Source organism: Novosphingobium sp. HII-3 (assembly GCF_002916655.1).
Taxonomy (GTDB): Bacteria; Pseudomonadota; Alphaproteobacteria; order Sphingomonadales; family Sphingomonadaceae; genus Novosphingobium; species Novosphingobium panipatense.
The window spans coordinates 1-22,043 of sequence record NZ_PPSM01000018.1; the positions used below are offsets into that span (position 1 = coordinate 1).

18 protein-coding genes are annotated in these 22,043 nt (G+C 64.1%); 7 read left to right on the forward strand and 11 right to left on the reverse strand.

Going from position 1 to position 22,043, the window contains the following annotated elements; translation table 11 throughout:
• Positions 1-251 precede the first annotated feature (251 nt).
• Complete coding sequence (locus C2R25_RS08275; RefSeq protein ID WP_233203841.1) at positions 252-833, forward strand: sugar transferase; 582 nt, start codon at positions 252-254, stop codon at positions 831-833.
• 33 nt (positions 834-866) lie between these two features.
• Here C2R25_RS08275 and glgX read toward each other — a convergent pair whose 3' ends face one another.
• The 7 genes from glgX to C2R25_RS08310 all read right to left on the reverse strand — a co-directional run bounded on the left by glgX (position 867) and on the right by C2R25_RS08310 (position 11,960).
• Positions 867-2,663, reverse strand: coding sequence for a glycogen debranching protein GlgX (gene glgX, locus C2R25_RS08280; protein ID WP_103728783.1), 1,797 nt, complete (start codon positions 2,661-2,663; stop codon positions 867-869).
• Positions 2,663-4,126: a glycogen synthase GlgA gene (gene glgA, locus C2R25_RS08285; protein ID WP_103728784.1), complete on the reverse strand. Its 1,464-nt coding sequence runs from the start codon at positions 4,124-4,126 to the stop codon at positions 2,663-2,665. Before glgA ends, glgX begins: the two co-directional genes overlap by 1 nt.
• Before the next feature lie 7 nt (positions 4,127-4,133).
• Positions 4,134-5,396 carry a glucose-1-phosphate adenylyltransferase gene (glgC, locus tag C2R25_RS08290; protein ID WP_103728785.1) on the reverse strand — a complete coding sequence of 421 codons (1,263 nt, stop codon included), beginning with the start codon at positions 5,394-5,396 and terminating at the stop codon, positions 4,134-4,136.
• A gap of 105 nt (positions 5,397-5,501) precedes the next feature.
• Complete coding sequence (gene glgB, locus C2R25_RS08295) at positions 5,502-7,676, reverse strand: 1,4-alpha-glucan branching protein GlgB (RefSeq protein ID WP_103728786.1); 2,175 nt, start codon at positions 7,674-7,676, stop codon at positions 5,502-5,504.
• Positions 7,673-10,102: a glycogen/starch/alpha-glucan phosphorylase gene (locus C2R25_RS08300; protein WP_103728787.1), complete on the reverse strand. Its 2,430-nt coding sequence runs from the start codon at positions 10,100-10,102 to the stop codon at positions 7,673-7,675. Before C2R25_RS08300 ends, glgB begins: the two co-directional genes overlap by 4 nt.
• A 194-nt stretch (positions 10,103-10,296) precedes the next feature.
• Positions 10,297-11,025, reverse strand: a complete 729-nt coding sequence (locus tag C2R25_RS08305) for an RraA family protein (RefSeq protein WP_103728788.1) — start codon at positions 11,023-11,025, stop codon at positions 10,297-10,299.
• Positions 11,022-11,960: a hydroxyacid dehydrogenase gene (locus C2R25_RS08310; protein ID WP_233203842.1), complete on the reverse strand. Its 939-nt coding sequence runs from the start codon at positions 11,958-11,960 to the stop codon at positions 11,022-11,024. Before C2R25_RS08310 ends, C2R25_RS08305 begins: the two co-directional genes overlap by 4 nt.
• A gap of 164 nt (positions 11,961-12,124) precedes the next feature.
• Between C2R25_RS08310 and C2R25_RS08315 the strand changes: the two genes are divergently transcribed.
• Both C2R25_RS08315 and C2R25_RS08320 read left to right on the forward strand, forming a co-directional pair.
• Positions 12,125-13,048, forward strand: coding sequence for an SMP-30/gluconolactonase/LRE family protein (locus C2R25_RS08315; protein WP_103728790.1), 924 nt, complete (start codon positions 12,125-12,127; stop codon positions 13,046-13,048).
• 134 nt (positions 13,049-13,182) lie between these two features.
• Entirely contained in the window at positions 13,183-14,301 is a 1,119-nt protein-coding gene (locus C2R25_RS08320) for a hypothetical protein (protein ID WP_233203844.1), read from the forward strand.
• 28 nt (positions 14,302-14,329) lie between these two features.
• On the opposite strand, the gene C2R25_RS08325 is transcribed toward C2R25_RS08320, so the two are convergent.
• From C2R25_RS08325 to C2R25_RS08335, 3 genes are all read right to left on the reverse strand, one after another.
• Positions 14,330-14,749, reverse strand: coding sequence for a heme-binding protein (locus C2R25_RS08325; protein ID WP_103728792.1), 420 nt, complete (start codon positions 14,747-14,749; stop codon positions 14,330-14,332).
• 85 nt (positions 14,750-14,834) lie between these two features.
• Positions 14,835-15,542 (reverse strand): GntR family transcriptional regulator, encoded by a 708-nt coding sequence (locus tag C2R25_RS08330; RefSeq protein ID WP_103728793.1) that lies wholly within the window; start codon positions 15,540-15,542, stop codon positions 14,835-14,837.
• A gap of 67 nt (positions 15,543-15,609) precedes the next feature.
• Positions 15,610-17,169, reverse strand: coding sequence for a carbon-nitrogen hydrolase family protein (locus C2R25_RS08335; RefSeq protein ID WP_103728812.1), 1,560 nt, complete (start codon positions 17,167-17,169; stop codon positions 15,610-15,612).
• Between the two features lie 140 nt (positions 17,170-17,309).
• Here C2R25_RS08335 and C2R25_RS08340 point away from each other — a divergent pair, with 140 nt between their 5' ends.
• Complete coding sequence (locus C2R25_RS08340; protein ID WP_103728794.1) at positions 17,310-17,582, forward strand: hypothetical protein; 273 nt, start codon at positions 17,310-17,312, stop codon at positions 17,580-17,582.
• A 2-nt stretch (positions 17,583-17,584) separates the two neighbouring features.
• On the opposite strand, the gene queF is transcribed toward C2R25_RS08340, so the two are convergent.
• Entirely contained in the window at positions 17,585-18,052 is a 468-nt protein-coding gene (queF, locus tag C2R25_RS08345) for a preQ(1) synthase (protein WP_103728813.1), read from the reverse strand.
• Positions 18,053-18,185: 133 nt separating this feature from the next.
• Here queF and C2R25_RS20170 point away from each other — a divergent pair, with 133 nt between their 5' ends.
• The 3 genes from C2R25_RS20170 (at position 18,186) to C2R25_RS08360 (ending at position 21,962) form a co-directional block, all read left to right on the forward strand.
• The gene (locus tag C2R25_RS20170; RefSeq protein WP_146049631.1) at positions 18,186-19,448 is read left to right on the forward strand and encodes a hypothetical protein; all 1,263 of its coding nucleotides are present in this window, start codon (positions 18,186-18,188) and stop codon (positions 19,446-19,448) included.
• Between the two features lie 69 nt (positions 19,449-19,517).
• Positions 19,518-20,732 (forward strand): cystathionine beta-lyase, encoded by a 1,215-nt coding sequence (gene metC / locus C2R25_RS08355; RefSeq protein ID WP_103728814.1) that lies wholly within the window; start codon positions 19,518-19,520, stop codon positions 20,730-20,732.
• A gap of 129 nt (positions 20,733-20,861) precedes the next feature.
• Positions 20,862-21,962 carry a calcium:proton antiporter gene (locus C2R25_RS08360; protein ID WP_103728796.1) on the forward strand — a complete coding sequence of 367 codons (1,101 nt, stop codon included), beginning with the start codon at positions 20,862-20,864 and terminating at the stop codon, positions 21,960-21,962.
• The last annotated feature ends 81 nt before the right edge of the window (positions 21,963-22,043 follow it).

The window sequence follows — 22,043 nt, forward strand, 5'->3', positions numbered from 1 at the left end:
TTCTGATAAAGCTCCACTCTCTTCATCCTTCCACCTCCGCACAAAAGCGAAGGTCTAACAGGACTGGCCCTTTTTTATCCCGGTGCTCCGGTCCGGTCCGTGGCCCCTTTTATTCCCGGTGTTCTCACTCTCCCCTGAAGCGTAAGCCGCATCATCTGTCAGTGATTGCGAACCGTGACGGCGCAGCGAACCTTCAAGCCGGGCTGGATGCCACGAGGCGAGTTCAGCCTTTGCTAGGACGTCCCTTCGACGTGACGGTGGCGCTGGTCGCTATCCTTGTCTTTCTACCCTTGCTCATCCTAATGGCGCTGGTCATCAAAGTGTCGGCACCCGGCCCGGTGCTTTTCGTGCAGCAGCGTGTCGGCCGAGATGGTCGGCTATTCCCCTGCCTGAAATTTCGGACAATGGTCGTCAACGCACAGGACGCCTTGCATGAGCTGCTGGCGACCTGCCCAGAGGCCCAAGCGGAATGGGACCGCGACCAGAAGCTGCGTCGTGATCCGCGCATCACACAAATCGGCACGATCCTGCGCAAAAGCAGTCTGGATGAACTACCGCAGCTCTTCAACATCGTGATGGGCCACATGAGCATCGTGGGGCCCCGCCCTATCATTGAGGGGGAGATTGAGCGCTACGGCAGCCGCTTCGGTGCATACTGCTCGGTCCGGCCCGGCCTCACCGGCCTGTGGCAGGTAAGCGGCCGCAACGAAGTTTCCTACGAAGCACGCGTGCGGCTTGATGCGTTCTACGCCCGGCGTAAATCGACACTGTACGATCTCGGCATCTGCCTGCGGACCGTTCCTGCCGTCATCGGCTCCAGAGGCGTCTACTGACCGATGGCTCGCTCCGGCTTGAGCAAACTGCTGTCAGCTGAATGTGACCTTCCCCGTAAAACGATCGATGGAGACGTCGTAACCGGCATCCTGTGCGAGGCTCCTGCAGTGAAGCCATCCTGCGCCAGGGTGCTCCCAATCTTCGTGGGACATCTCGTTCCCATCCTGTCGTAGCCACACGACGGGTTCCGGCAAGCGGGCGTAGCTTCCCAGGCGCCCTGAGCGATGCGCCGATAAGGCCGCAACAAAATCTTCCAGTTCCTGGTCGCGATCACGCCAGTCCAGCCAGGTGAGGGGGTTGTCCTGGCAATAGGCGTTGTTGTTGCCGCGTTGCGTTCGGCCAAATTCGTCGCCGGCGGTCAACATGATGGTTCCCACCGAGGCGAACAACGTGCCAAGCAAAGCCTTCACATCAGCCTGACGCGCGCGAAGCACGGCGACATCCTGGGTTTCTCCCTCGGCACCGTTGTTCCAGCTAAAATTTTCGCTGTGACCGTCGCGGTTGGCCTCGCCGTTGGCCCAGTTGTGGCGTTGCTGGTACGACACCGTGTCCGCAAGGGTGAACCCGTCATGGGCAGCAAGGAAGTTGACGGAGCGGCAAGGGCTGCCCACGGCCTGTGAGCCAAAGATGTCGCTGGAGCCGGCCAGGCGGCTGGCGAGCGTGCCCACGCCCCCGTCCCCTCTCCAGAACCGCCGCACGTCGTCCCTGAAACGGTCATTCCATTCCAGCCAGTCGGGGGGAAAACGGCCAAGTTGATACCCGCCCGGCCCGACGTCCCATGGCTCTGCGATCATGATGCGGTCAGCAAGGAGACTGTCCTGCGCGATTTCCGCAAAGATCGGGGCGGCGGGGTCGAAACCAGGCCCACGGGCCAGCACGGATGCCAGATCGAACCGGAACCCGTCGACACCGCAGTGCTTCACGAAATGCCGAAGTGTATCGAGCACCAGCCGCCGAACCGCGCCATTACCGAAATCAAGCGTATTCCCGCAGCCCGTGTCGTTGATGAGCCCTCCATCGGCTGCATATGCGTACATCGCGTCATCGAGCCCCCGCAGCGACAGGACACCGCCAAGGCTGTCGCTTTCGCCGGAATGGTTGAACACCAAGTCCAGCAGGACGCCTATGCCGTGGGCGTGAAGGGCGGCGACCGTGTCGCGCAGTTCCGCGACACCTCCGGGGCAGAGACCCGGATCAAGCGCCATCATCGCGACGGGGTTGTAACCCCAGGAATTCACGAGCCCGAGCGCCGGGAGATGCCGCTCATCGATCCAGGCGACGATCGGCATCAGTTCAACCGCCATGATCTTCAGCTTGCGCAGGTGCGCCAATATGGACGGGTGAGCCAGCGCGCCAATGGTCCCACGCATCTGTTCTGGAACATCCGGATGCAGCATGGTGAAGCTGCGTACATTGATCTCGTAGATCAGGCCGCCGTGGGTGAAGTGCGGCGGCGCAACGGCAGAGCAGGGCATCGGCGCTTGCACCACCGCGCGGGGGACCATCGCGGCGGTGTCCTGTCCGAACTTGGAAAGGCCGGGATTTTGCTGAAACCGCCGGTCCAGTTGCACCGCATACGGGTCCACAAGAAGCTTGGATGGATCAAACCAGCGCCCGCGCTCCGGCGCCCACTCTCCCGATGCGCGATAACCGTAACGCTCGCCGGAAAGATCGCCAGCCAAGGTCAGGCTCCATTCGGCACCATCCCGCACCATCGGGTGACGCGTCTCGCCCTTGCTGCCAAACAGGCACAACCAGATCATATCCGCGTGCGGTGAGCGAACGGCGAAGTGAGTATTTCCCCCCTCCACCCTTGCGCCCAAGGCCATCAGGCGAGCAACCCCTTGTACAGTTCCGCGTAGGCCTGCCCGCTCGCTCGCCAGGCGAAGTCGCACTTCATGGCGTTGCGCTGAAGCTTTTGCCAAATCGCTGGCTGGGCGTAGAGCTGAACGGTGCGGGTCAGGGCTGCCGCCAGGGCATCATAGGTCACGCTGTCGAACTGCACCCCGGTAGCGCAACCTGCCGCGAGAGCCGCCGGATTGGCGTCTATAACCGTATCCGCGAGCCCACCGGTGCGGGCGACGACGGGAAGGCAGCCGTAAGCCAGGCCATAAAGCTGCGTCAGGCCGCAGGGTTCAAAGCGCGAGGGAATGAGAATGGCGTCTCCGCCGCCCTGCATCCTGTGCGACAGCCCCTCGTCATAGCCAATCCGAACGCCGATCCTGCCGGGGTGCCGGCCCGCCGCCTCGATCAGGCTGCGCTCGAGCGCTATGTCCCCGGAGCCGAGCAAGGCAAGGCGACCGCCGATACCGACGAGGTGATCCAGGACCTCCTCCAGGACGTCCATTCCCTTCTGCCAGGTGAGTCGGGTCACCGCGATGAAGAGAGGCCCGTCGCTTTCCTCAAGGCCGAACTCCGCCTCAAGTGCACGCTTGTTGATGCGGCGCCTGTCAAGGGTGCGATGGGAGTAGCGGGCGGCAAGCGTCCTGTCCGTGCTCGGATTCCAAACCTGCTCGTCAATGCCATTCAGAATGCCATGGACGTCCGCCCCGCGCGAGACCACCAGCCCCTCAAGTCCCATCCCGAACGCGGCGGATCGTATTTCCCGGGCGTAGGTCGGGCTTACCGTCGTGACTGCGTCGGCGCTTGCAAGGCCCGCCTTCAACATGCCGACGCCGCCATGGTACTCCACGCCGTCCAGCGCCCAGGCCCCCCCCGGCAGGCCGAGTTGCGGAAACACCTCAGCGCCGAACCAGCCCTGAAAGGCGATGTTGTGGACCGTAATGACGGAAGGGACAGCCCGACCGCTGAAAGGGGCATAGCGCAGATACGCCGGAGCCAGTGCAGCCTGCCAGTCATGCGCGTGCAAAAGGTCATAGCCCAGAGGCTTGCCGCGCCTGGACATGGCTCCTCCCGCCAGATCCGCCGCAGCACGGCTGAGAGCGGCAAAGCGCTGCCAGTTGTCACCCCAGTCCCGCCCTGCCGCATCGGTGTAAGGCGCACCTTCACGCGCGTAGAGGGCAGGAGCATCGAGCACCAGCAGGGGATGCCCCCCTTCCAGTTCGCCGGTGAGCAACCGCGCCGGCGTGCCGAGGAGGGAATCCCAGGCGTGAACAGCCTTTGCCCGCCTGCCAAGAGTCGCCAGCACAGCAGGATACCCAGGCACCAGGGTCGTGGTCTCCACGCCATGGCCTGCGAGTGCGGCGGGGAGCGCCCCCACCACATCGGCAAGACCGCCCGTTTTCACGAGCGGCACCACCTCGGAAGCCACCGACAGGACCTTCAACGGCATGCGACCGTCACAGCTCCAGCCGGTCGATCATGGGCTTGGTGATCAGGCACACCCCATTTTCGGTGCGACGAAAGCGCCGGGCGTCCAGTTCCGGATCGTCGCCGACGACGAGGCCCTCCGGAATGCGAACGCCGGAGTCGATGATGACCCGCTTCAGACGTGCGCCCCGGCCAATGTTGCAATAAGGCAGTATGACGGCCTCCTCCGCGCTGGAGAAGCTTCCCATCTTCACGCCTGTCATCAACAATGAGCGGCGGGCCAGAGCTCCCGATACGATGCAGTCGTTCGAGATGAGGGAGGAGATCGCATGACCACGACGTCCTTCCTCATCGTGGACAAACTTCGCAGGGGCCGCCACCACGGCATCGGACCAGATGGGCCAATCCCGATCGTACATGTCGAGCTGCGGCACGGTGTCGGTCAGGTCGAGGTTGGCTTCGAAGTAGGCATCCAGCGTACCTGCGTCACGCCAGTACTCGCCGATCTCCTCGGCCGCGCGGATGCAGCTGTTGGTGAAACGGTGCGCCTGCGCCTTCCCGTGCTTCACGATGTAGGGGATGATGTCCCCCCCGAAGTCGCGCTTGCTGTCGGGATCGGCGGCGTCCCGGCGCAGCTGCTCGAAAAGGAAGTCGGTGTTGAACACGTAGATGCCCATGGAGGCCAGTGCCAGGTGCTCCTGCCCCGGAATGCCGGGAGGATCCGCCGGCTTCTCCACGAAGGCGGTGATGCGGTCCTGCTCATCGACATGCATGACCCCGAAGGCCACAGCTTCCATCCGCGGCACGACCAGGCAGCCGACGGTAACGTCGGCGCCCGAGTTGACGTGCTGCTGGAGCATCAACTCGTAGTCCATCTTGTAGACGTGGTCGCCGGCCAGGATGACCATGTACTTGGGCGCGTGAGCCTCGATGATGTCGATGTTCTGGTACACCGCGTCGGCCGTGCCCTCGTACCAGAGCAGTTCCGAAATGCGCTGGCTGGCCGGGAGGATATCGAAGCTCTCGTTGCGTTCGGGGCGCATGAAGTTCCAGGCCCGCTGCATGTGGCGGATCAGGCTATGGGCCTTGTACTGCGTGGCCACGCCGATGCGGCGAATGCCCGAGTTGATCGCGTTGGAAAGCGCGAAATCGATGATACGGGCCTTGCCTCCGAAATAGACCGCCGGTTTGGCCCTATTGTCGGTCAGCTCCCTCAGGCGGCTGCCTCTACCGCCGGCCAGTACATAGGCCATGGCATCGCGCGCGAGCGGCGAGCCGGAAGCTGGTCTCATTTCATGTCTCTCCGTTGTTTCTAAACTGCTCGGCGCCGCTGCGTACCCTCGCTTGTTCATCAAAGCAGGAACGACGGGAAAGAGGAAGCCTTTCAACGAATAGCGTCATCCCGCGTATTCCAGCATTATCGTAGCAAGCGGCGGCAGTGTGACGGTCGCGCGGCCGTCTAACGCCTCTACCCGTCCAAGGTTGCCCTTGCCTGTGCCGCCATAATGGATTGAGTCGCTGTTCAGTATCTCGTTCCACCTTCCATCGAGCGGCAGGGGAACATCGTAGCCGGCGTGCATGGAGGGCGTCATGTTGGCGATCACCGCCACGGGCTTCTCGCCCGGCGCCTTGCGCAGCCATGCGAGAACCGAGTTGGATTTGTCGTCGACCACCAGCCACTCGAACCCCTGCGGGTCGCAATCGCCAGCGTGCAGCGCAGGCCGGGTGCGATAGACCCGGTTCAGGTCCTTCACCAGATTGCGCATTCCTTCATGCGCCGGCATTGAGAGCAGGTCCCAGTCGAGCGCCCGGTCCTCGCTCCATTCCCGCAGCTGTGCGAACTCCTGCCCCATGAACAGCAGCTTCTTGCCGGGATAGCCCCACATGAAGGCATAGTAGGCCCGCAGGTTGGCGAATTTCTGCCACTCGTCCCCGCTCATCTTGTTGATCAGCGAGCCCTTGCCGTGGACCACCTCATCGTGGCTGAGCGCCAGCACGTAGTTTTCCGAGAAGGCATACATCAGGCCAAAGGTGAGGTCTTCGTGATGATAGCGCCGGTGCACGGAATCGCGCGCCATGTAGCGCAGCGAGTCGTGCATGAAACCCATGTTCCACTTGAAGCCGAAGCCGAGCGCCGTCTCACGCCCCTTCCCGTCGCCTTCGTAAGCGGGTTGTGTAACGCCGGGCCAGGCGGTCGATTCCTCGGCGATGGTCATGAAACCGGGGTGCTGACCGTAGAGCGCGCGGTTGGTCTGCCGCAGGAACTCCACCGCTTCCCAGTTCTCGCGGCCACCCTCCTGGTTGGGGATCCACTCGCCCGCCTTGCGCGAGTAATCCCGGTAGAGCATCGATGCGACGGCATCCACGCGCAGCCCATCGACGTGGTACCGCTCGGCCCAGAACAGCGCATTGTTGACGAGAAAGCTCTGCACTTCCCGCCGACCGAAATTGTAGATCAGGGTGTTCCAGTCGGGATGGAAGCCAAGCCGCGGGTCTTCATGCTCGTAAAGGGCGGTGCCGTCGAAGCGGACAAGGCCATGCTGGTCGGTCGGGAAATGAGCAGGCACCCAATCCAGGATGATGCCGATGCCCGCGCGGTGAGCCCCGTCCACAAAGCGTGCAAAGCCCGCCGGCTCACCGAACCGTGCCGAGGGCGCATAGAGACCGGTCGTCTGATAGCCCCAGGACGGGTCGTACGGGTGCTCGCTGATCGGCAGGAACTCTATGTGCGTGAAGCCCATCTCCACGGCGTAGGGGATCAGTTCGTCAGCAAGGGCATCCCAGTCAAGGAACCAGTTCCAGCGATCCCGTTTCCAGGAGCCCGCGTGGACTTCGTAGATGGAGACCGGAACCTTGCGCGCATCAACCGATGCCCAGTGCTCCCGATGCGCCGCATCCCCCCAGTCGAGTTTGGCCGGAACCGAAGTGACCGAGGCGGTATCAGGCCGGATCTCCGCCCGGAAGGCGAAGGGGTCTGCCTTCAGAGGCTGCACGGACCCGTCATCACCGACGATCCGGTACTTGTAGGCGCGATAGTCGGCGATGTCCGGGATGAAGATTTCCCAGATGCCGTTGTCCACCCGCCGGCGCATCACATGACGCCGGGGGTCCCAGTCGTTGAAATCGCCGACGACGCTCACCAGTCGGGCATTCGGAGCCCAGACGGCGAAGTGGACGCCCTGCGCCCCTTCGTGCTCGATCAGGTGCGCCCCGAGTTTGTCGTAAAGGCGGTAGTGCGTGCCCTCGGCGATCAGCAAGTCGTCCAGCGGGCCAAGCACCGGACCGAAGCTGTAGGGATCCGTCACCAGCCAGTCGTGGCCCCGCGCCGTGCACCGATAACGGATGGGCTGCGAGGGGATCGGCAGGAAGGCTTCGAACAGAAAGCGATCATCGACCTTCGTCAGCGCGCCCAGGCGCTCTCCATCGAGGCTGAACGCCTCCACCTCCTCCGCCCCCGGCACGATCGCCCTGACGAGAGTACCCTTAGGGCCCGGGTGCGTTCCAAGAAGCGAGAAAGGGTCCGCATGGGTACCTTCAAGCAGGGACTCGAGTGCGCTTTCAGGTGGCTTCACAGGACCTTCCAGATTTCCTTGGCGTATTCGGAGATTGTGCGGTCGGACGAAAACCATCCGACATTCGCAATGTTCCGTATCGCCGAGGCCCGCCAACCTGCTTTATCTTCCCATCGGCCGTCGACATCGCGCTGGGCCGCGGCATAGGCGTCGAAATCAGCGGCACACATGAACCAGTCGTGGTCGTAGATGCCGCTGATCAGCCCTTCGTAGCGACGGGGATCGTCCGGCGAGAAGACGCCAGAGGCGATCGCGGACAGCGCCTGGCCCAGTTCGCGCGAGCCTTCGATGACCGCGCGCGGATCGTAGCCCTGTGCCCGGCGCTCCGCCACTTGCTCGGCCGTGAGACCGAAGATGACGATGTTGTCCTCTCCCACCCGGTCCCTGATCTCGACATTGGCACCGTCAAGGGTGCCGATGGTGAGTGCTCCGTTCAGCGCGAACTTCATGTTGCCCGTGCCGGACGCTTCCATCCCGGCGGTGGAGATCTGTTCGGACAGGTCTGCAGCCGGGATGATCCGCTCCGCCAGGCTCACATTGTAGTTCGGCACGTAGACCACCTTGAGCAGACCACCGACGGCCGGATCAGCGTTGACCCTGCGGGCGATGTCATTCGCCAGTTTGATGATGAGTTTTGCGTTGTGGTAACTCGAGGCCGCCTTGCCCCCGAAAATCTTGACCCGGGGGACCCAGTCACGTTCCGGATGGCTACGGATCTGGTCGTAGAGGGCCACGGTTTCGATCAGGTTTAAAAGCTGGCGCTTGTACTCGTGAATACGCTTGATCTGGACGTCGAACATCGCATCGGGATTTAGCCGTATGCCCATCGTCTTGCGGATGTGTTCAGCCAGGGCCACCTTGTTGGAGCGCTTCACCTCAGCGATGCGGTCGCCGAGCAGGGGATCATCGGCCAACGCGTTCAGGGCGCAGAGAGCTTCCGCGTCGTCAAGGAACGCTGGACCGATCGCGTCCAATATGACCTTGGTCAGCCCCGGGTTGCATTGCTGAAGCCACCGCCGCGGGGTGACGCCATTGGTCTTGTTGTTGATGCGCTGAGGGTACAGGGCGTGGAGGTCGGCAAAGACCGTCTCCTTCATGAGGTCCGTATGAAGCGCGGCCACGCCGTTCACCGAGTGCGCGCCCACGAAGGCGAGGTTCGCCATCCTCACCCGCCGCTCGCCGCTTTCGTCGATGAGAGAAATGGCGGCGATCTGCGCATCGGAGCAGCCGGCTCGCCGTGCTTCGCGCAGGACGCGGCTGTTGATCGCGTAGATGATCTGCATGTGACGCGGCAGCATGCGTTCGAACAGCGGCAGCGGCCAGGTCTCCAGCGCTTCGGGCAGGAGCGTGTGGTTGGTGTAGGAGATCGTCTGCTTGCAGATCTCCCACGCCTCATCGAACTCGAGCCCCTCGACATCGACCAGAACCCGCATCAGTTCCGCCACGGCAACCGACGGGTGCGTATCGTTGAGTTGGATTGCGGCCTTCTCCGGCAGAGTCCGCACATCCCCTTCATATTGGACATGCCGGCGCACGATGTCCTGTATGGACGCGGCAGTGAAGAAGTACTCCTGACGCAGGCGCAGTTCCTGCCCCGCCGGACTGGAATCGGCGGGATACAGCACGCGAACGAGACTTTCCGCACGCACGGTGCCCGCCAACGCCCCGAAGTGATCGCCCGCGTTGAAGGCGTCCAGCCTGATCGGGTCGATGGGATTTGCCGTCCAGAGACGAAGCGTGTTCACGCGCTTGCCCCGCCAGCCCACCACCGGGGTATCGACTGCGGTCGCGTCCACCTGTTCGGCCGCATTCCACATCACGCCGTCGCCCTCGATCACGACTTCGCCGCCGAAGCCGATGCGATAAGTGCTTTCGAGGCGTTCGAACTCCCAAGGGTTACCGTGCGCAAGCCAGGTTTCCGGCAGCTCCACCTGCCAGCCGTCGTCGATGCGCTGGCGGAACATGCCATTCACGTAGCGGATGCCGTAGCCGTAAGCCGGTATGTCCAGCGTCGCCAGGCTTTCCATGAAACACGCGGCAAGCCTTCCCAGCCCGCCGTTGCCGAGGGCGGCATCGGGCTCAAGCTCTTCCAGTTCCGCAAGATCGACGCCGTAGGCCGCAAGCGCCGCCTCCATGTCGTCGGACACACCGAGATTGGACAGCGCATCGCGCAGCAGGCGCCCGATGAGGAACTCCATCGAGAGATAGTAGACCCGCTTGCCGCCGTTTTCGTACGTCCGCTGGGTGGATTCGATCCACACGTCGATGATCTTGTCGCGCAGGGCGAGGATGGCGGACGCATACCAGTCGTGCTGCTTGGCCGCCTTCTGGTCCTTTCCGATCCGGCGACGCAGGACCCGGAGTATGTCCTTGCCCAGTTGTGCCGCAGCGTCATTTCTGGTTTGAGACACGGGATCGCTGGCCACGGGAGCACTCCTTCGCGCGGGCCCCGCAGTGCCGCTGGCTCGACGCGCGGGCCGGTTGTTGAGGCGTTCCCGTCTGCAGGAACGCCCTTCACGCCATGGCTAGCACAGCACTGCTCTGCAGCAATAGCGATTGTGCAGCGCGACATTGCATTTCCGCATGGCACCGCCCGGGGTCTGAGGGATGACCTGTGTGGCTAGACTTGCCGGTCGTCCGTCCAGGTGCAGTCCTTTATCTCGATGCCAAGGTCGGCGACGAGAGAGCGCATTCCGAGGATATCGAAAAGCACCTCTCCTTCCCCGATCCTGCGGCGGAATTCCACTTCGGCGGCGGCTCGCACCTCAGCCCTGGTGACGGCAAGGTCCAGCAGCCCTTGTGGGATGACCAGAACGCCATCGGAGTCGCCTACGATGACGTCGCCCGGCTCCACCAGCGCGCCGTCAACCACCACCGGCACGTTCGCAGCGGCAGGACCGCGCTTTTTGGGATGCTCGGGAGAGATTGCCGTGGACCAGACGGGATAGCCCAGATCGCGGATGGCATCGACGTCGCGCGTAGCACCATGGACGACCGTGCCGGAAAGCCCCCTTTTCTGCGCGAAGGTGCAGGCCACATCGCCCCATAAGGCCCCCTGATGCCCTCCGCCATTAGTCAACACCAGCACATCGCCAGCCTCCGCCGTGTACAGCGCGGCATGGATGCCCAGATTGTCGCCCGGGAAGTTCCATGCGGTGATCGCTGGTCCGCACATCTTCTGCCCCGGTGCGATGGGCATCATAGCCGGGCTCATCAGACACATGCGGCCTGCGATCTCACCCAGCCCCTCATGAAGATCCGCGACGCCGAACTTTGCTGCACGCGCCAGAAGTGTCGGGTCCGGGCGGTTCACCTTCGCGTAGATCACGGATTTGACAGGCAGGGTCACGGCAGAACCTCCGGATTGAGCAGGGTGTCGGGGATCTCCCCGCGACTGATCGTGTCGATGACGGCGGCCACGTGCAGCGCCATGCCTTTCATGCAAGCCTCCGTCACACCCGCGACGTGCGGCGAGAGCAGGCAGTTGGGCAGACTGTAGAGAGGGTTGTCCGGTCCCGGCGGTTCCTGCGCGAAGACGTCGATGCCGGCTGCCGCAATCTGGCCGGACCGCAGCGCTTCCGCCAGTGCAGCCTCATTCACGATCCCCCCGCGCGAGCAGTTCACCAGCACGGCGTGAGGCTTCATCATACCGAGTTCGACCGTGTCTATGAGATTGCGCGTGGTCTCCGTCAGCGGCACGTGGATGGATACGATGTCCGAGGCGAGCACTGCGGCGAGGCCCCCGGGCTCGACACCTTCCGCCCGCATGGCAGCGGGAGAGACCAGCGGGTCGTATGCAGTGACGTCACACCCGAAGCCCTTGCCGCAGATCGTGGCGACCGCTCTTGCGATGCGCCCGTATCCGATCAGCCCTACCCGCGCCCCCGTGAGATCGCCCAGCCGGATGGCCCAGCGCTCATCCCATCGGTTTTCGCGAACGAGCGCGTCCATGTCGCGCGTCCGTCGCAGCAGTCCGAGCATCAATGACACCGCACCTTCAGCAACTGCGGTGGAGTTGTTGCCCCCCGGGGTGTTGGCAACCATGACGCCCTGCGCGGTAGCGGCGGGAATGGCGATATTGTCGACACCCGCACCATGCTTGACGATGGCTTTCAAACGGGTCATCCGCCCGAACCTTTCCGGCCCCAGGGGGCTGGTTCGGATGACGATCACACTCGCCTCCGAAGCCTGTGGATCCTCAGGACCGATGACCTCGTGCATGGAGGCGATGCGTTCCGCACCATGCGGGTGGATCGGATCGATGATACACACAAGCTCCCGCACGGCCACCGCACACCCCTTCCCGCATGTATACCATAGAGGCGATTTCGCCGTCCATTTGGTGAAAGCTCTATGCCCACGGGTCAAGGCGTAATAAGCAGGTTCGGCGTACAACATGTATCCGATCGGCCGTTTGCCGTCCGGGCGATCAATAAAAGGAGAGGACGATGTTCGCCGCCCCACCAGTTGTCTCTGCCGAAGTGTTCTGCCGCATCCCCGACAGGTTCCGCCGCTTTGGAGAAAGCACGCAGTGGGCGCAGGTGCAGCTTCACGGGGCCGCCGCGCCGGTCTTTCTCGAAGGACCGGTCTTCGATGCGGCAGGCAACCTTTGGGTCACCGACATTCCCTGGGGACGGCTGTTCAGGATCAGCCCCGATGGAGTCTGTGAGGTCGGCTTCGAATACGACGGCCAGCCGAATGGGATGAAGTTCCTGGCCGACGGGCGACTACTCGTCGCAGACCATCACAAGGGCATGGTCGTCTGCGATCCCGCCACGGGAACCAGCCACCCCTGGATGGAGCGATACCTGCTTGAACCCTTCCTCGGCTGCAACGACCTGACAGTCGCCAGCAACGGGGATATCTGGTTCACGGATCAGGGCCAGTCCGGCTGGCACAATCCCAACGGCCGCCTGTTTCGCATTCGCGCGGGAACAGATCGCCTCGAGCTCATGCTGGACAACATTCCCAGCCCCAACGGATTGGTACTGAATGCGTCGGAAACGGCCCTGTACCTCGCAGTGACCCGAGCCAACGCGATCTGGCGCTGCCCGCTCGTGAACGGAGGCGAGGTCATCTCCAAAGTTGGAACCTATATCCAGATGTCTGGAGGGGCCGGTCCGGACGGGCTGGCAATCGACGTGGACGACAACCTGGTGGTCTGCCATGTCGGCTTCGGCGCCGTCTGGCTCTTCTCGGATCGCGGCGAGCCGATGCTGCGGATTGACGTGCCCGAAGGGCGCTATACCACGAATGCGGCGTACGGCGGGCCCGACAACCGGTGGCTGTTCTTCACGGAGTCGAGTTCGGGGACGATCTACAAGGCGGAGATGCCCGTCCCCGGGCGCCAGCTCTACATGGCAGCGCTCTGACCGGTACGCAGATGCCGTCTGCTCGCGTCCGGCGTGCTCCGGATCGCGCGCTTGCCAAGCCTGCGCGGTCGTGAGAGGTTGCAAGCGACCTTGGCGCGTAAGCGCTGCATCCGCTCGGACGCAAACGGTTCATGGTGACGCAGGCGGCAAACGAACTTGTCTTTGTGTTCATCGGGGGTGAACACCAGGTCCTGCACCTGGCACCTATTGCCGCCGAAATAAGCCGTCATTACCCTCAAGTCCCCGTTCACTGCATCTGCGCGGACGAAAGCACCACTGCCGCGATCAAGGAAGTGCGCAGGTTGCTGGACGCGCCAAGGCTAAAGATCACGCGTCCAATCCGGATCAGCCGCCTGGCTACCCGGCTTGCCGGGGCAAGGTCGGCGGCCAAAGTGCCGCTGCTGGCCTCCATCCGCTGCCGCGCCAGAAAAGCCCGAGCGATCATCGCGCCCGAACGGACGTCCGCGCACCTGCGCTGGCTCGGATGGCGGCGTCCGCTAATCCATTTTCGCCACGGTGCCGGGGACCGGACCCCTGCTTCGGAATCCCGCCTGAAGGCGTTCGACGCCATCTTCGTGCCCGGAGCGAAAGATATCGAGCGCGCCGTCAAGCAGGGTGTGGAGCGGGAACGGTTGACAGCGGTGGGTTACATCAAGCTCGACTACCTCCGCCATCTCACCGCGCACGGCAGCCTTTTCGATAACGATCGAAAGGTCGTGTTCTACAACCCGCACTTCGACGCCTCGATCTCCTCCATTGCGCTCGCCCGCGATGTCATTGCCCGGTTCCGCGAACAGGATCGCTACAACCTCGTCTTTGCCCCGCATGTAAGGGCCTTCGAGAACCTCGGGGCGGCGGGCCGCGAAGCATGGAACGCGCTGGCCATCCCGGGACGCATCATCATCGACATTGACTCTCCGCGCCTCTTCGACATGACCTACGTGAACACGGCCGACGTCTACCTTGGCGACATGTCGAGCCAGTTGTACGAGTTCCTGTCCCGACCTCGCCCCGCAGTCTTCCTCAATGCGCATGCTGTCCACTGGGCCGCAGACCCGCGCTATGCCGGATGGCACCTCGGCAGTGTGGCCACAGGTGCCGACGATGTTTTGGCGACCATCGATCAGGCCATTGCCAGCCACGACGCGCTCATCCCACGCCAGGCCGAGGCGGTGGCCTTCGCCTTCGGGGAGTACGAGGGGTCCACAGGCCGCGGGGCGGCGGCCCTTCTGGCTGTGCTCGACCGTCTCTGACCGCCCTTGAGCAAGGCACGTTACGGCGTCAGCCGGGCACAAGACCTGCCGCTGCGATGCCGGCCATGGCCACCTCCTCATCCTTGTCGGAAAGATCGCCGCTGACGCCTACGGCCCCCAGCAAGGTGCCGTCCGCGTCACGGATCAGCACGCCGCCTGCCGCAGGGATCAGCCTGCCCTGCCATGCCGCCGAAAGCGCCGCCATAAACTGGGGCCGCTCGGCCGCCATGTCACCCAACCGGCGACTGGACAGCCCCATCGCAAGAGCCCCCGCCGCCTTCCCGGCGGCAATCTCCGGCCGGCCGAAGGCGGCTCCATCCTCCCGCTCCAGCGCGACGAGGTGGCCGCCGGCGTCCAGCACCGCCACGGTCAGCGGGTTCAACTGCAATTCACGCCCCTCTGCGCGGGCAGCGGCGACGATCGAACGCGATTGGTCGAGAGTTATCATGCGACAGGAGCCTCCACCCCGCAGCCAGGAGAGGGGACGTTCCTAGCCTTGGCCCAAGGGCCCGCGCAACTCCGCATGTATCCAATCACGTGAGCGGTATCGGCATCGCCCCGTCGCTGAGAAGGTGGCCATACCGCAGCAAGCCAGAGCGCGTACGGCGAATATGCATGACAAGCGCGGCCTGCGCCGTCTCCACCTCTCCCTTCGCGACGGCTTCGTAGAGGAGCTGGTGCTCCACGTCGTGCGTCCGCCCGGCCTCGGAATGCGGTGCCGCCATCGCCAGCTTCATGTACGCGCGCCGGTAGCTCTGCGTCGTATCCCAGACCCGCTCTACGATCTGCGCCAGCAGGGGGACCGAGTGTCGCCGATAGGTGATCCAGTGGAATTGGCGCCCCAGGGCGATTGCTTCGTCCACGTCGGTGGTGCGTGCATTTCGCTCCATGACATCGCGCAGATCCGCCAGATCCGCGTCCGTCAGGTTCGGCACGCTGTCCGCCAGGAGCAGCGGCTCGATCCTTTCGCGGATTTCATAAGAGACTTCGAGATCGCGCCGCGTCAGGCTCGTCACGCGAGCGCCTGCATTGGCCCGCATCGTGACGAGCCCCCGCGCTTCCAGGATGCGCAGCGCATCACGGACGGGAATGCGGCTGGTGGCGAGTTCCTCGGCCAGTTCGTCCTGCTTGATGCGCGCGCCCGGGGCAAGGTCGCCCGAGAGAATGCGTTCGGCGAGAATGTCGGCGACGCGCTGGCTGGCGACACCTTGCGGAATGGCGGGGGGCGGGTCTTTGATCATGCCTGTACGTACCTTTGGATACGATAGGCGCATAGAGGCAAAGACGCGGTCGCGCCACTAGCCGAGCTCAGTGCTGCGCCCACTCCACCCGGTACAGATCGAACCGGCGGTCCTTGAGGTTCTGCACCGCGCCGGCCTGCCGCGCGGTCAGCAGGGCATCGAGGCTGAGATCTGAAATCGCGATCGTCTCGGTGTTGGCGGCCGTGTCGGCCGCCACTCCGTCGCGCGCGAAGGGGAAGTCGGAAGGCGTGAGAATCGCGCTTTCGGCATAGTGCACGTCCATGTTCTCGACGTTCGGCAGGTTGCCTACCACGCCCGACGTGACGACGTAGCACTGGTTTTCGACCGCCCGCGCCTGTGAACAGTACCGCACGCGCAGGTATCCGCGCCGCTCGTCCGTGCAGAACGGTACGAACAGCATCAGCGCGCCCTGGTTGACGAGGTGGCGCGCAAGTTCGGGGAATTCGCTGTCGTAGCAGATCATGACGCCGATCGGCCCACAGTCGGTCGGGATGACGTTCGCCCCATAGCCACCCTTGATGTTCCACCAGCGCCGTTCGGAAGGCGTCGGGTGCAGCTTCTGCGTTTCGTGCACCGCTCCGTCGCGCAGGAAAGTGTAGGCTACGTTGCGGATCTCGCTGCCGCCGGATGCAAGCGCGATGCGGGTCGGGTGCGAACCCCCGACGATGTTGATGTTATAGCTTACCGCCATGCGCTGCATGAAGGTCACGAACCGCTCAGTGTACTCCGCAATCTTCTCAATCGCCTCGACGGGCTCGAGCTTGCGCTCCTCGATCGACAGCAGTTCGAGCGTGAACAACTCGGGAAAGACAACGAAGTCGCTCTCGTAGTCGGACGCGACATCGATCCAGTACTCCACCTGCGCCTCGAACTCGTCAATCGTCTCGATCTTGCGCATCATGAACTGGACCGTGGCCACACGGACGCTTGAAGGCACCCGCTCCTTCAGCCCCTGGATGGCCTTGCCGGTGTCCTGGGGGGCCAGCGGGTTCGTCCAATACATGAGAACAGCATTGCCACCGCTTTCACGGTCCGCCGGTATGTAGTCCGGCAGGATACTGCGCGGCTCATAGCCTTCGTTGATCTGGAAGTTGATGACCTGATCGCGCACCTTCTTCTCGACCACGGCCTGCACGTAGTCGGCCGGGTTTGGGAACTGGCGCCGGCGGCGAGCGTAGCCCGGCATCCGACCTGCGAACGCAATGCCCTTGAGCTCCAGGTTCTGGCACACCTCCCGCCGCTTGCGGTAAAGGCGCTGGCCGATGCGCAGGCGGCGGTAGTCGGGGTCCACGCAGACCTCAAAGCCGTAGAGGACATCGCCGTCCGGCGCCGGAGGGCGGCCGTAGCCGCCGTTGCTGATCTCTTCCCAGGTATGCGGCTTGAACGCCAGGTCCGCGGTAACGACCATCGTCGCGCAATGACCGACGATCTTGCCTTCGTACTCGGCGACGAACTGGCCTTCCGGGAAATTTATCACCTGGCCCCGGATCTCGGCACGGGTGAAAGCGTCTGGCTTGCCGTAGACTTTCGCGGAAAGACGCGCGATGGCGGGCGCATCCCCCACGGTGGCCTGGCGGATGATGAGCTTGGCTTTTATCTGGTCCATGAGGCGCGTGAAACGCACCGGAGGGCCGCGAGTTCCGGCCATTTGCGGCACCATCCGGACTTTGGCCGAAGTGAGGTTTTCTCATCTTTTCGGGATATTTCCGGCGCCCCGGCCGTTCCTAATACGGAAGGAGACATCACATGAGCGCCAGCCTTTTCGCACTCGCCCTGTTCGCCTGCTCGGACGATGGGACGGCCTGTCAGCGCCTCGACGCTCCGGTCCAGACCTATGAGAGCATGAGCCGTTGCGACGCCGTACTGGATCAGGCGCTGGATAGCGAGGCCGCACGCAAAGCCGAGGCTCCGACTGTCTATGCGCAGTGCCTGACCAGCCGGCAACTGGCATCAATCGGCGATGGAACGATCGATCTTACCCGGCTGAACGGGGTGCAGTTCGCTTCCGCCGGATACTGATCTCAGCCCCGGCCCCGATATCCCGCTACTCCCTGATCCGGAGCCCAGAGGCCCTCAGGCACCGGGCCTGACTGCCAGAACACGTCAATGGGGATTCCTCCACGCGGATACCAGTAGCCGCCGATACGCAGCCAGCGTGGCTTCATTTCGTCGAAAAGACGCTGCCCGATCCCGACCGTCACGTCCTCGTGGAACGCGCCATGGTTGCGGAACGAACCCAGGAAGAGCTTCAGGCTCTTGGATTCGACGATCGTCTCGCCCGGAGCATAGTCGATCACCAAGTGAGCAAAGTCAGGCTGTCCGGTCACCGGGCACAGTGACGTGAATTCGGGTGCAGCAAACCGCACCAGGTAAAGCGTACCCGCACGAGGATTAGGAACATAGTCCAGCACCGCCTCTTCGGGGGAGGCCGGAAGGCCGCTCTGATGCCCGAGGTGAAGCGGAAGGGTGGTCTTGGAGTCGTCAGTCATCCCTTTGCCATGCCGCCAAGGCGCAGGCAGCGCAAGAGCATCGGCGGTGGACGAATGCATCCCACGTCTTGCCGCAGCCGCAGAGTGCATTAACCCTCCATTCACACCGGAATCGGCGAAGTCCAGGATGATCATGAGGGGTACCATTTCCAGAACCGTTTGCGTGGCCATAGCTGGCGCGCTCCTTGCCGTGCCGAGCGCGGGCGCATTGGCGCAATCCGGCGAAACCTGGAGCCTTCCCGAGCCGACCGGTACGCCCACACCCCGTGCCCAGGGGCCGGTCGATGCGCAGAACCCCGTCGTGCGGCCCCGTTCCACCGGCACGCCGGTCCCCTCGCCCGTCCCGACGATCGTACCGCCGCCCGCGCTGCGCCCCTCGGCAACCGCGCAGCGTCCCACAGCGGCCGCCACCCCCACGCCGAGCGCCACGCCAACCCGGCGCCCGCAACCTGCGCCGTCTCCTTCCGGCTCGCCCCCGGCAGAGGAAAAGGCACCCGAAGTCTCTCCCGAACCGACACCGGCCGCTTCCCCCCCTTCTCCGGCAGCAATTTCACCTCCTGCTCCGGCCGTCCAGACGCCTGTGCCGGCCACGCCGACCGGGGCGCCGGAGGTTTCACCTGTGGAAGCCGCGCCGGCCGATCCCGGGGATGGTAAGCTGCCCTGGATCTGGATCGTTTCCCTCGCGGCTCTGGCGATCGTGGGACTTGCGTTTTTCATGCTTCGCAGGCGTTCCCGCCCCGCCCCTCAGCCTGAGCCCCAAACGGCCGCGCCCCCTGCGTCTGTGCCTGTGCCGGTGCCGGCGCCCGCTCCTGTCGCCAGCACGCCTCCTGCGCCGCGAAGCTCTCCGGTCGCTTCTCCTCCGGCGAACACAGCGACCGGCGAGATCGTGGAAGTGGCGGTCGAGGTGCGCGGACTGCGGCTCTCCCTCGTCTTTGCGACCCTGCAGTACCGCGTGACGCTGACCGCTTCGGCTCCGACGCCCGGGGGCGCTCTCCTTGGTGACATGATTGGTGCGCACGCCTCTATGACCGCCGAGGAACAACTGGCGCCTCCGGTCGAGGCACAGCAACAGCTTGGCGCGCTCCAGCCCCTCCAACCCGGGGAAAGCGCCACGATCCAGGGCGAGGTGCAGTTGCCACTCGGCGCGATCAGACCCCTGCAGCGCGGCAACGCCTCCCTGTTCGTGCCCCTGCTGCGTCTCTGTCTGGTCTTCGACAGTGCCGAGGTTGCGCCGGTGCGTCGGGTCTTCACCATAGGTCTGCCGGGGGACCACGCGCTGGCACCGCTCCGGTTGGACAAGGGACCGATGGAACATCGCGGTCTCCTCGTCCGCGAAGTCGAGGCCGCGCGTGCCTATCCGCTCTCGTGGCTCCAGCCCCAACCGGCCGGAGTTTGAACGAGCCAAAGTTTTCCTACCAGCGCTAAATCGCTTAAGGAGCAGTCTTTCCCTTTGACGGAGACGACCTTGAGCACGAAAAACGCCTCCGCGCCTCTTCAGGAGGCGACGGTCATCGTGGGCGCAGGCCGCCGGGCAGAGTGGACCGGCCCGGTGGTGAACCCGCCGGTGTGGCGGGCGAGTACGCATCTGTACGAGAACACCGCCGCCCTCGCTCAAGGACCGCGTGTCAACGAAGACGGGCGGTTCTTTTACGGCCGGCGCGGCGCCCCGACGCAATGGGCTTTGGCCGATGCCCTGACCACGCTTGAGCCGGGCGCCGCAGGAACAGTCCTCTATCCTTCCGGAGTTGCGGCCATAACCGGGGTCATGCTCACGCTCCTGCGGCCGGGTGATGTCCTGCTCATCACCGATAATGCCTACGATCCCAGCCGCAGCATGGGCACTGGCCTGCTGACCGACTTCGGGGTCGAGACACGCTTCTTCGACCCGCTCGACCTCGATGGCTATGCAGCCGCTTTCTGTGAGCGGACCCGGGCCGTCTTGATCGAGGCGCCCGGAAGCCTGTCGATGGAAGTGGCCGACGTTCCTGCTCTCGCCCGCATCGCGCGGGAAAAGGGAGCGATTTCGGTCCTCGACAACACCTGGGCGAGCCCGCTTGGCTTTGCCGGCCTGCAGCGCGGGGTGGATATTGTGCTGATGGCTCTCACCAAGCATGTCGGCGGGCACTCGGACCTCATGATGGGCAGCGCCAGCGCCGGACCGGAACTCCACGCGAAGCTGCGGGAACGGGCGCAGCAGCTCGGCAACATCGTCTCTCCGGACGATGCCGCGCTGGCACTGCGGGGCCTGCGCACGCTTCACCTTCGCCTGGCACAGGAAACGCAGAGCGCCCTTGCTGTGGCCCGCTGGCTCAGCACTCGTCCCGAAGTCGCGCAGGTGCTGTGCCCGATGCTGCCAGGCGCGCCCGGCCATGATATCTGGAAACGCGATTTCACCGGGGGTTGCGGCCTCTTCAGCTTCGTCTTCCGGGGCGGCGACGCCGCTGCGCGCAATCGCTTCATCGATGCACTAAAGCTGTTCGGTATCGGGTACTCGTGGGGTGGGTTCGAAAGCCTGGCCATCCCAATCGAACCCTCCCGCCATCGCAGCGTCATGCCCTGGCCTCCTTCGGCCTTGTGTCCGGAGGATCGACACGGCGTGCGACTCGCCATCGGGTTGGAAGATCCGGTCGATCTCATCGCGGACCTGGAACAGGCGCTCGGGGAGTGGCGGCGGGAATGACCCCGCCCGTCCGGCGCACCGGTCACGCCATGGGGGCTGCGGGCATCCTGCGGCCCGGCAGAACGGCACGCTAGGAGAAGGACGCCTCCACCCGCGACACGTCCGAGCGCTTCGTGTAGGGTTGACGGCATGCCTCTTTCCACTTTTCGGCTTCCCCTGGCGTGGCTGACGGTCGGAGCCATCCTTGTGGCGCCCCGGATAGTGCCCGCCGCGATGTCACCGATCCTCGCCGGGCTGCTCTTCGCCTGGATGCTGGGAGTGGTCCTGTGGTCCGCGTTCGGCGTCGTCCACGAGGCAGAGGAACTCGCCGAGATGCTGGGCGAGCCATTCGGCACTCTCGTCCTCACCCTTTCCATCGTCATCATCGAAGTCACGCTGATTTCCGCCGTCATGCTGGGCGCAAAGGCGGTACCGACACTTGGACGTGACACCATGTTCGCTGTCCTTATGATCGTGCTCAACGGCGTGGTGGGCCTGGGTCTTCTGATCGGAGGGCTGCGGCACCATCAGCAAGGCTTCAACCTTCAGGGCGCCAGCGCCTATCTTGCGGTGATCATACCTCTTGCCGTGATCGCGCTGGTGCTTCCGAACTTCACGGTTTCGAGCAACGGGGGGACGCTCTCGCCTTCGCAGTCGGTCCTGTTCTCGCTGCTGACCATCCTACTCTATACTCTCTTCCTCTGGCTCCAGACCGGGCGGCACCGGGGCTTCTTCCAGCCCCTGGGGGCCGCGATCGAGGTGGAGGATGCAAGTCCCCTGCCCCACGCCGGGCAACGGAGGAGCATCGGGCGGCATGTGATACTGCTTCTCGCCAATATCCTGCCCATCGTCATCCTTTCCAAGAGCCTTGCCAAGCTGCTGGATGCAGGCGTCGAGGCCGTTCGCGCGCCAACGGCTCTTGGCGGCATAATCATCGCAATGATGGTGTTCACGCCCGAGGGCATATCCGCCCTTCGCGCCGTTGCCGCAAACCAGCTGACACGCGCGATAAACCTGTGCCTTGGTGCGGCCACCTCGACCCTTGGGCTGACCGTTCCCGCCGTGCTCCTGATCGGCCTCGTCAGCGATCAGCCCGTCGTTTTGGGCCTGTCGGCGGCCAACATGGTTCTCCTGACGGCGACGCTGGTCCTCAACAGCATCACGTTCTCGGGAGGCCGGACCACCATGCTCGAAGGGGCCGTGCACCTTTCGCTTTTCGCGGTGTTCCTGGTGCTCGTATTCAGCCCCTGATGTCTTTCGGGGGCGGCGAATAGCCCGTCCTCGCGGAAAACGGCTCGGAGATCATCTGTCCCTTGCCACGCCTTGGACGTG